Consider the following 9,571-nt stretch of genomic DNA (forward strand, 5'->3'; position numbering starts at 1 on the left):
GGGCGCGCGGACGCACGATCTACACTCCGTAACCGTGGCCCACCGACCTCTCATCGCGCCCAGCATCCTGTCCGCCGACTTCGCCCGTCTGGGCGAGGAGATCCACGCCGTCGCCGGTGCCGGCGACACCAGGGCCGACTGGGTCCACGTGGACGTCATGGACAACCACTTCGTGCCCAACCTGACGCTGGGCCTGCCGGTCGTGCAGTCGCTGTTGACGGCCACGGACATCCCGCTGGACTGCCACCTGATGATCGAGGACCCGGACCGCTGGGCCATCGGTTACGCCGAGGCCGGCGCCTACAACGTCACCGTGCACGTCGAGGCCGCCGCCGACCCGGTGATGCTGGCGAAGAACCTGCGTGCCGCGGGCGCCAAGGCCGGGCTGTCCATCAAGCCGGGCACCCCGCTGGAGGACCACGTCGAGACCCTCAAGCACTACGACACGCTGCTGGTGATGTCGGTCGAGCCGGGCTTCGGCGGCCAGTCGTTCATCCCGGACGTGCTGGAGAAGGTCCGCACCGCGCGCCGCCTCGTCGACACCGGCCACCTCAAGCTGGTCGTGGAGATCGACGGCGGCATCAATGCCGACACGATCGAGCAGGCCGCCGAGGCCGGCGTGGACTGCTTCGTCGCCGGCTCCGCCGTCTACGGTGCGGAAGACCCCGGCAAGGCCGTCGCGGCCCTGCGCGAACGTGCCGCCCGCGCAGGCGCGGCACACTGACACCGACAAGGAGGGGCGCGCCAGTGTTCACCGGGATTGTGGAGGAGCTCGGCGAGATCACCGCCGTCGAGCAGGTTCCCAACGCCGCGCGGCTCACCGTGCGCGGGCCCGTGGTGACCTCCGACGCCAAGCACGGCGACTCGATCGCCGTCAGCGGGGTGTGCCTGACCGTCGTCGACGTGTTCGGCGCCGAGTTCACCGTCGACGTGGTGCACGAAACGTTGCAGCGGTCCCGGCTGGCCCGGATCGCCGTCGGTGACCGGGTGAACCTGGAGCGCGCGACCGCGGTCGGGGACCGGCTCGGCGGGCACATCATGCAGGGCCACGTCGACGGCACGGGGGTGTTCCTGTCCCGCGATCCGGACGGGCTGACCCGGTTCGCGCTGCCGGAGGGGCTGTCCCGCTACGTCGTGGAGAAGGGCTCGATCGCGGTCGACGGCATCTCGCTCACCGTGGCGAGTGTGACGAACGACGAGTTCTCCGTGGCGCTGATTCCGACGACACTGGAACTGACCACCCTCGGCCGTGCCGAGCCGGGTGATCCGGTGAACCTCGAGGTCGACGTGCTCGCCAAGTACGTGGAGAAGCTCGCGACGCCCCATCTGCCCGGCCGCACGGAGCACACTGGAGCCGGGGCAGGCTCGAAGGAGGACGCGTGAGCAGCGCAGCAACACCGTGCGGGGCGGGGGTGCCGGTCGACGTCGCCGGCATCGAGAAGGCGATCGCGGACATCGCCGCCGGGCGGCCGGTGGTCGTCGTCGACGACGAGGACCGCGAGAACGAGGGCGACCTGATCTTCGCCGCCGAGAAGGCGACGCCGGAGCTGCTCGCCTTCATGGTGCGCTACACCTCGGGCTACGTCTGCGTGGCGCTCACCGAGGAGGACTGCAACCGGCTGGACCTCCCGCCGATGTACCACACGAACCAGGACCAGCGCGGCACCGCGTACACGGTCACGGTGGACGCGGCCGAGGGCATCACCACCGGCATCTCCGCCTCCGACCGGGCGCACACGATCCGGCTGCTCGCGGACCCGAAGTCGCAGGCCAGCGACTTCCGCAGGCCGGGGCACGTGGTCCCGCTGCGCGCCAAGGAGGGCGGCGTGCTGCGCCGCCCCGGGCACACCGAGGCCTCCGTCGACCTGGCCCGCATGGCCGGGCTGCACCCGTCGGGCGTGCTGTGCGAGATCGTCTCCCAGAAGGACGAGGGGGACATGGCGCGCCGGGACGAGCTGGAGGTGTTCGCCTCCGACCACGACCTGCAGATCATCACGATCGCCGACCTGATCGCCTACCGGCGCCGCCACGAGAAGCAGGTCGAGCGGGTGGCCGAGGCGCGCATCCCGCTCGAGGCCGGCGTGTTCCGCGCCGTCGGTTACGACAGCCTGCTGGACGGCATCGAGCACGTCGCGTTCGTGTACGGCGAGATCGGCGACGGCGAGGACATCCTGGTGCGGGTGCACTCGGAGTGCCTCACCGGCGACGTGTTCGGTTCGCTGCGCTGCGACTGCGGCCCGCAGCTGGACGCGGCGCTGCGGATCGTGGCCGACGAGGGCCGGGGTGTCGTGCTCTACATCCGCGGCCACGAAGGCCGTGGCATCGGGCTGCTGCACAAGCTGCAGGCCTACCAGCTGCAGGACCTCGGCGCGGACACGGTGGACGCGAACCTGGCGCTCGGGGTGCCCGCGGACGCCCGCGACTACGGCACGGGCGCGCAGATCCTGTGCGACCTGGGTGTGCGGTCGATGCGGCTGCTGACGAACAACCCGGCGAAGCGGATCGGCCTGGAGGGCTACGGCCTGAAGGTCACCGGCCGGGTGCCGCTGCCGATCTCGCCGAACCCGGAGAACCTGCGTTACCTGCGCACGAAGCGGGACCGGATGGGCCACGACCTGTCCAACCTGGAGGAGTTCGACCAGGTCGGCGCCGACCTGGAGGCACGGAACGGGAACGGTGCTTCGCAGTGAGTGGTGAGGGCAGGCCGGACGTCGAGCTCGACCTGAGCGAGTGCGAGAACCTGCGGCTGGGCATCGTGGCCACGCGGTGGCACGCGAAGATCACCGACGCCCTGCTGGAGAACGCGCTGAAGGCCGTGCGCGAGGCGAAGCTGTCGGAGGAGCCGACGGTGGTGCGCGTCGCCGGCGCGGTGGAGCTGCCGGTGGTGGCGCAGGCGCTGGCCCGCACGCACGACGCGGTGGTCGCGCTCGGCGTGGTCATCCGCGGCGGCACGCCGCACTTCGAGTACGTGTGCGACGCGGTGACGGCCGGCCTGACGCGGGTCGCGCTGGACGAGGGCACGCCCGTCGGCAACGGGGTGCTGACCTGCGACACCGAGCAGCAGGCGCTGGACCGGTCCGGGCTGCCCGGGTCGAAGGAGGACAAGGGCCGCGAGGCCACGCAGGCGGCGCTGGACGCGGCGCACGTGCTGCGGTCGCTGCGGCAGCCGTGGACCGATCGGAAGTTCGTGTGAGCGCAGCCGTGGCGGAGAAGTCGGAGGCCGTGGTGTTCCGGCCGCACCGGGCGACGTGGATGTCGGCGGTGCTGGCGGTCGTGCTGCTGGCGGTGTTCGTGGTCGTGGCGATCCTGCTGCGCGGCTCGGACACCGGCGTGATCTTCCAGCGGTCCGACCAGATCGCCATGGTGTTCATCGGACTGCTGCTCGCCGGGGCGACGATGCTGTTCGCGACGCCCAGGGTGCGGGCGGACGCCTCGGGCGTGCAGGTGCGCAACGTGCTGGTGGGGCGCCGGTTCACCTGGCTGGAGGTGCTGTCGGTGAGCTTCCCCGACGGCGCCTCGTTCGCCCGGCTGGAGCTGCCGGAGGACGAGTACTACGCGATGCTGGCGATCCAGGCGGTCGACCGGGACCGCGCGGTCGAGGCGGTGCGCACGCTGCGCCGGCTGCACAAGGAAGCCTGGGCCGCGCAGGACTGAGCTCGCCCGTCCACCCCTGCCCGGACCGCCCGAGCGCAGAACTCGAGCGCGTGAGCGTGGGACTCGCGTGGCGCCGGCGAGTCCCACGTTCGGGACGACGAGTTCCACGTTCAGGAGCGTGAACTCCACGTTCGCGCCCCGCGCGGCGCGGGTCAGACCGTCAGGTCCACCACCACCGGCGCGTGGTCCGACGTGCCCTTGCCCTTGCGCGCCTCCCGGTCCACGTACGCGTCGCTCACCGCGCCCGTGAACTTCGCCGATCCGAAGACGAGGTCGATCCGCATCCCGTTGTTCTTCGGGAACGCCAGCTGCCGGTAGTCCCAGTACGTGTAGGGCGTGTCGTACTTCAGGGCGCGCGGCAGGACCTCCTCCAGGCCCGCCTCGCGCAGCGCCGCCAGCGCCGCCCGCTCCGCCTCGGTCACGTGGGTCATGCCGTCGAACAACGTGATGTCCCAGACGTCGGCGTCGGTGGGCGCGATGTTGAAGTCGCCCAGCACGGCGAACGGCCGGTCCTCCGCCGCCTCGGCCGCGACCGTCGCCCGCAGCGCCGACAACCACTGCAGCTTGTACGCGTAGTGCGGGTGCGCCACCTCCCGCCCGTTGGGCACGTACACCGACCACACCCGCACCCCGCCGCACGTCGCGCCGATCGCGCGCGGCTCGGAGACGTCGTCGAACGTCGGTTCGCCGTCCAGCCCGCGCCGCACGTCCGCCAGCCCCACCCGGGACAGGATCGCCACGCCGTTCCACCGGCCGGTCCCGTACGCCGCCACCTCGTAGCCCGCCGCGGCCACCTCGGCCGGGAACGCCTCCGTGGCGCACTTCAGCTCCTGCAGGCACACCACGTCCGGCTGGGCGGTCTCGAGCCAGGACAGCAGCTTCGGCAGCCGCGCGGTGACGGAGTTGACGTTCCAGGTGGCGATGCGCATGATCCCGAGAATCGCATACCCGCCCGGCCCGGCCGCACGCGGCGGGAGGGGTGCGTCGGACTGTCACACCCGAGCCATAGGCTGGAGGGCGTGGCTGACCCGTCCACCTACCGTCCCTCGCCGGGGAGCATCCCGGAAGAGCCCGGCGTCTACAAGTTCCGCGACGCGACCAAGCGGGTCATCTACGTCGGCAAGGCCAAGAGCCTGCGCAGCCGGCTGAACTCCTACTTCGCCGACCTGTCCGGGCTGCACCCGCGCACCCGGCAGATGGTGACCACCGCGGCCAGCGTCGAGTGGACCGTGGTCTCCACCGAGGTCGAGGCACTCCAGCTCGAGTACAACTGGATCAAGGAGTTCGACCCGCGGTTCAACGTCCGCTACCGCGACGACAAGTCCTACCCCGTGCTGGCGGTGACCCTGCACGAGGAGTTCCCGCGGCTGCACGTCTACCGCGGCCCGCGCAAGAAGGGCGTCCGGTACTTCGGCCCGTACGCCCACGCGTGGGCGATCCGCGAGACGCTCGACCTGCTGCTGCGCGTGTTCCCGGCGCGCACCTGCTCCAACGGCGTGTTCCGCCGCCACGGCCAGATCGGCCGCCCGTGCCTGCTCGGCTACATCGACAAGTGCTCCGCCCCGTGCGTGGGCCGCGTCAGCGCCGAGGAGCACCGGGACATCGTGGAAGACTTCTGCGACTTCCTCTCCGGCCGCACCGACGCGATGGTGCGCAAGCTGGAGCGGGACATGGCCGAGGCGGCCGAGAACCTGGAGTTCGAGAAGGCCGCCCGCCTGCGTGACGACATCGGCGCGCTGCGGCGGGCGATGGAGAAGCAGGCCGTCGTGCTCGGCGACGGCACGGACGCCGACCTGGTCGCCTTCGCCCACGACGAGCTGGAGGCCGCGGTCCAGGTCTTCCACGTACGCGGCGGCCGGGTGCGCGGCCAGCGCGGCTGGGTGATCGACAAGGCCGACGAGATGGGCGTGCCCGAGCTGGTCGAGCAGTTCCTCACCCAGTTCTACGGCGAGCAGGTCGAGCTGGCCGAGCAGGGCACCGACCTGGGCACGCCGGTGCCGCGCGAGGTGCTGGTGCCGGAGCTGCCCGAGGACGCCGAGGCGATGACCGAGTGGCTGTCCGGGCTGCGCGGCTCGCGGGTGCAGCTGCGGGTGCCGCAGCGCGGCGACAAGCGCGCGCTCGCCGAGACGGTGGAGCGCAACGCGCAGGAGGCGTTCCAGCAGCACAAGCTGCGCCGCGCGGGCGACCTGACCGCGCGCTCGGCCGCGCTGGCCGAGCTGCAGGAGCACCTCGGCCTGGACAGCGCGCCGCTGCGCATCGAGTGCGTCGACATCAGCCACACGCAGGGCACCGACGTGGTGGCGTCGCTGGTGGTGTTCGAGGACGGCGTGGCGCGCAAGTCGGAGTACCGGCGGTTCGCGCTGCGGGAGGCCGCCACCGAGGGGGATGTCGCCTCCATTGCCGAGGTCGTGCGGCGGCGGTTCGCTCGCTACCAGACCGAAACCCAGGAGGGCCTGGCGGGCGAGAAGCCGGGCATCGACCCGGAGACCGGGCGGCCGCGCAAGTTCGCGTACCCGCCGAACCTGCTCGTGGTCGACGGCGCGGGCCCGCAGGCGACGGCGGCGGCGGACGTGCTGGCGGAGATGGGCATCACCGACATCGCCGTGGTCGGCCTGGCGAAGCGGCTGGAGGAGGTGTGGCTGCCCGGCGACCCCGACCCGGTGATCCTGCCGCGCACCTCCGAGGCCCTGTACCTGCTGCAGCGGGTGCGGGACGAGGCCCACCGGTTCGCCATCGCCTACCACCGGCAGAAGCGCGCCAAGCGCGTTCAGGTGTCCGCTTTGGACGGTGTGCCGGGGCTGGGGCAGGCGCGGCGGGCCGCGCTGATCAAGCACTTCGGCTCGGTGAAGCGGCTGAAGGAAGCAGGGGTGGACGAGATCGCGCAGGTGCCTGGCGTGGGGAAGCGCACGGCCGAGGCGATCTTCGCGGCGTTGGCCTCGCAAGGGGAGTCGGAGAAGCAGTGACGGGAGAGACGATGGCCGAGGACCGGGGCACCGGCATGGAGGTCGCGGTGGTGACCGGCCTGTCCGGCGCCGGCCGCAGCACGGCCGCGAAGTGCCTGGAGGATCTGGGCTGGTTCGTGGTGGACAACCTGCCGCCCGAGCTGATCGCGACCATGGTCGAGCTGGGGGCGCAGGCCCGCGGCGCGATCACGAAGGTGGCCGTCGTGATGGACGTGCGCTCGCGCGCGTTCACCGACGACCTGTCCTCCATCATCAAGGACCTCGACGCGCGCGGCTACAAGCCGCGGGTGCTGTTCCTGGAGGCCACGGACGCGGTGCTGGTGCGCCGGTTCGAGCAGGTGCGCCGCGGCCACCCGCTGCAGGGCGACGGCCGCCTGATCGACGGCATCACCGCCGAACGGCAGATGCTCGCGCCGCTGCGCGAGGAGGCCGACCTGGTGCTGGAGACCTCCGCGCTGTCGGTGCACGACCTACGCGCCAAGATCGAGGACGCGTTCGGCACCGAGTCGGCGACGCAGACGCGGGTCACCGTGCTGTCCTTCGGCTACAAGTACGGCCTGCCGATGGACGCCGACCTGGTGATGGACGTGCGGTTCCTGCCGAACCCGTTCTGGATCCCGGAGCTGCGCGACCACACCGGGCTGGACGCGGAGGTGCGCAATTACGTGCTGTCGCAGGAGGGCGCCGAGGAGTTCCTCGACCGCTACCACCAGCTGCTGCGCCTGATCGGCGCCGGCTACCGGCGCGAGGGCAAGCGGTACCTGACGCTGGCGGTGGGCTGCACCGGCGGGAAGCACCGGAGTGTCGCGATCTCCGAGGAGCTGTCCCGGCTGCTGTCCAATGAGGACGGTATGGCGGTGAAGGTCATCCACCGGGACCTGGGACGCGAGTGACTCCGACGTTGCGCGCCGTCGCGCTGGGTGGTGGTCACGGGCTGCACGCGACGCTGACCGCGTTGCGGCGGCTGACCCCGGACGTGACCGCGGTGGTCACGGTCGCCGACGACGGTGGTTCGTCGGGCAGGCTGCGGCGTGAGCTGGGTCTGCTGCCGCCGGGGGACCTGCGGCAGGCCTTGGCCGCGCTGGCGGTCGCCGAGAAGGGCGAGTCGCTGTGGGCGGAGGTGTTCCAGCACCGCTTCGGCGGCAGCGGCGCCCTCACCGGGCACGCGGTCGGCAACCTGGTGCTGGCCGGGTTGTTCGAGGTGCTGGGCGATCCGGTGGCCGCGCTGGACGAGGCGCGGCGGCTGCTGGGGGTGTCCGGCCGGGTGCTGCCGATGTCGCCGGAGCCGCTGGAGATCGAGGCGGAGGTGTCCGGCCTCGACGACGACGGGACGCTGCGCCGCATCCGCGGCCAGGTCGCGGTGGCGAGCACGCCGGGCCGGGTGGAGCGGATCACGCTGCGCACGCCGAAGCGGCCCGGCGGTGTGCCCACCGCGTGCGACGAGGCGGTGCAGGCCGTGCTGGACGCCGAGGCGGTGTTCCTGGGGCCGGGATCGTGGTTTTCGAGCGTCATCCCGCACCTGATGGTGCCCGGCCTGCACGACGCGCTGCTGCGCACCGAGGCGACGAAGATCGTGGTCCTGAACCTCGTCCCTCAGCCGGGTGAGACGGCGGGGTTCTCACCCGAACGGCACTTGGACGTACTCTTCCAGCACGCGCCCGGGCTGCGGGTGGACGCGGTGATCGCCGACCGGGATTCGGTGCCGGCACCGGCCCGCCTGCGGGACGCGGCGGCGGGACTGGGGGCCAAGGCGCTTCTGGCGGACGTGGCGGACCCTGGTCGCGAGGGTGTGCACGATCCGGATGCGCTGGCGAGCTGTGTGCGGGAAGCTCTCGGTCTCAGCGGGACCGAGGGCCGGAAAGGGTAGGGAGGGGCCATGGCGATGACCGCCGCCGTGAAGGACGAGCTCAGCAGGCTGCAGATCACGAAGATCGGGCCGCGCCGGTCCGAAGTCGCGTCGATGCTGCGCTTCGCCGGGGGCTTGCACATCGTGGGGGGACGGGTGGTGGTGGAGGCCGAGCTCGACACGGGTTCGGTCGCGCGGCGCCTGCGCAAGGAGATCCACGAGCTGTACGGCCACCACTCGGACGTGCACGTGCTGTCCGCGGGCGGGCTGCGGAAGACGACGAGGTACATCGTCCGGGTGGTTCAGGACGGCGAAAGCCTGGCGCGGCAGACCGGCCTGATCGACCAGCGGGGCCGCCCGGTGCGGGGCCTGCCCGCCGCGGTGGTGTCCGGCGGGATCGCCGACGCCGAGGCCGCGTGGCGGGGCGCGTTCCTGGCGCACGGTTCGCTGACCGAGCCCGGCCGGTCGTCTTCGCTGGAGGTCACCTGCCCCGGCCCGGAGGCGGCGCTGGCGCTCGTGGGGGCCGCCCGGCGGATGGGCATCCAGGCGAAGTCGAGGGAGGTGCGGGGAGCCGACCGGGTGGTGGTCCGCGACGGCGACGCCATCGGCGCCCTGCTGACCCGCTTGGGCGCCCACGCGAGCGTCCTGCAGTGGGAAGAGCGCCGGATGCGCCGCGAGGTCCGGGCGACGGCCAACCGCCTGGCCAACTTCGACGACGCCAACCTGCGGCGCAGCGCACGAGCAGCGGTCGCGGCGGCCGCCAGGGTGGAGCGAGCGCTGGACATCCTGGCCGACACCGCACCCGAACACCTGCTCGCCGCCGGACGGTTGCGGCTGGAGAACCGGCAGGCGTCGCTGGAGGAGCTGGGCCAGCTGGCCGACCCCCCGATGACGAAGGACGCGGTGGCCGGCCGCATCAGGCGCCTGCTCGCCATGGCCGACAAGCGGGCGAAGGAACTGAACATCCCCGACACCGAAAGCGCCGTGACCCCGGAAATGCTCGAAGAGGAAAGCGTTTAACGGCGCCCAGCGCCAATCTTTGAACCCAACCGGAGCTGGGTGGTCATCCCGTCGCCTGACACGCAACGATCACCTTGAGCCAGGGCCG

10 protein-coding genes are annotated in these 9,571 nt (G+C 72.0%); 9 read left to right on the forward strand and 1 reads right to left on the reverse strand.

Going from position 1 to position 9,571, the window contains the following annotated elements:
- The first annotated feature begins 34 nt into the window (after positions 1-34).
- The 5 genes from rpe to L2C96_RS36625 are packed head-to-tail and all read left to right on the forward strand — an operon-like array spanning position 35 to position 3,654.
- The gene (gene rpe, locus L2C96_RS36605; RefSeq protein ID WP_020422341.1) at positions 35-724 is read left to right on the forward strand and encodes a ribulose-phosphate 3-epimerase; all 690 of its coding nucleotides are present in this window, start codon (positions 35-37) and stop codon (positions 722-724) included.
- Positions 725-747: 23 nt separating this feature from the next.
- The gene (locus tag L2C96_RS36610) at positions 748-1,383 is read left to right on the forward strand and encodes a riboflavin synthase (protein ID WP_020422340.1); all 636 of its coding nucleotides are present in this window, start codon (positions 748-750) and stop codon (positions 1,381-1,383) included.
- A 29-nt stretch (positions 1,384-1,412) separates the two neighbouring features.
- Positions 1,413-2,690, forward strand: coding sequence for a bifunctional 3,4-dihydroxy-2-butanone-4-phosphate synthase/GTP cyclohydrolase II (locus L2C96_RS36615; RefSeq protein WP_020422339.1), 1,278 nt, complete (start codon positions 1,413-1,415; stop codon positions 2,688-2,690).
- Positions 2,687-3,193, forward strand: a complete 507-nt coding sequence (gene ribH, locus L2C96_RS36620) for a 6,7-dimethyl-8-ribityllumazine synthase (protein ID WP_020422338.1) — start codon at positions 2,687-2,689, stop codon at positions 3,191-3,193. Before L2C96_RS36615 ends, ribH begins: the two co-directional genes overlap by 4 nt.
- Positions 3,190-3,654, forward strand: coding sequence for a PH domain-containing protein (locus L2C96_RS36625; RefSeq protein WP_020422337.1), 465 nt, complete (start codon positions 3,190-3,192; stop codon positions 3,652-3,654). Before ribH ends, L2C96_RS36625 begins: the two co-directional genes overlap by 4 nt.
- 152 nt (positions 3,655-3,806) lie before the next feature.
- Here L2C96_RS36625 and L2C96_RS36630 read toward each other — a convergent pair whose 3' ends face one another.
- Positions 3,807-4,583 carry an exodeoxyribonuclease III gene (locus L2C96_RS36630; protein ID WP_237339445.1) on the reverse strand — a complete coding sequence of 259 codons (777 nt, stop codon included), beginning with the start codon at positions 4,581-4,583 and terminating at the stop codon, positions 3,807-3,809.
- A gap of 90 nt (positions 4,584-4,673) precedes the next feature.
- Between L2C96_RS36630 and uvrC the strand changes: the two genes are divergently transcribed.
- Genes uvrC through whiA form a run of 4 tightly spaced genes read left to right on the forward strand, consistent with a single transcriptional unit; the run spans position 4,674 to position 9,483 of the window.
- Positions 4,674-6,617, forward strand: coding sequence for an excinuclease ABC subunit UvrC (gene uvrC / locus L2C96_RS36635; RefSeq protein ID WP_237339446.1), 1,944 nt, complete (start codon positions 4,674-4,676; stop codon positions 6,615-6,617).
- A gap of 35 nt (positions 6,618-6,652) precedes the next feature.
- The gene (rapZ, locus tag L2C96_RS36640; protein ID WP_051079538.1) at positions 6,653-7,510 is read left to right on the forward strand and encodes an RNase adapter RapZ; all 858 of its coding nucleotides are present in this window, start codon (positions 6,653-6,655) and stop codon (positions 7,508-7,510) included.
- A gap of 8 nt (positions 7,511-7,518) precedes the next feature.
- Positions 7,519-8,484, forward strand: coding sequence for a gluconeogenesis factor YvcK family protein (locus L2C96_RS36645; RefSeq protein ID WP_237339450.1), 966 nt, complete (start codon positions 7,519-7,521; stop codon positions 8,482-8,484).
- Between the two features lie 9 nt (positions 8,485-8,493).
- Positions 8,494-9,483, forward strand: coding sequence for a DNA-binding protein WhiA (whiA, locus tag L2C96_RS36650; protein ID WP_020422333.1), 990 nt, complete (start codon positions 8,494-8,496; stop codon positions 9,481-9,483).
- Positions 9,484-9,571 lie beyond the last annotated feature (88 nt).

Origin of the sequence: Amycolatopsis tucumanensis (assembly GCF_021654135.1) — a bacterium.
In the GTDB taxonomy this organism is placed as follows: domain Bacteria; phylum Actinomycetota; class Actinomycetes; order Mycobacteriales; family Pseudonocardiaceae; genus Amycolatopsis_E; species Amycolatopsis_E tucumanensis.

What these genes read in the sequence shown, in the direction of transcription:
- L2C96_RS36630 (WP_237339445.1), bottom strand. Translation starts at nt 4,583, where the DNA reads ATGCGCATCGCCACCTGGAACGTCAACTCCGTCACCGCGCGGCTGCCG.
- rapZ (WP_051079538.1), top strand. Translation starts at nt 6,653, where the DNA reads ATGGAGGTCGCGGTGGTGACCGGCCTGTCCGGCGCCGGCCGCAGCACG.
- whiA (WP_020422333.1), top strand. Translation starts at nt 8,494, where the DNA reads ATGGCGATGACCGCCGCCGTGAAGGACGAGCTCAGCAGGCTGCAGATC.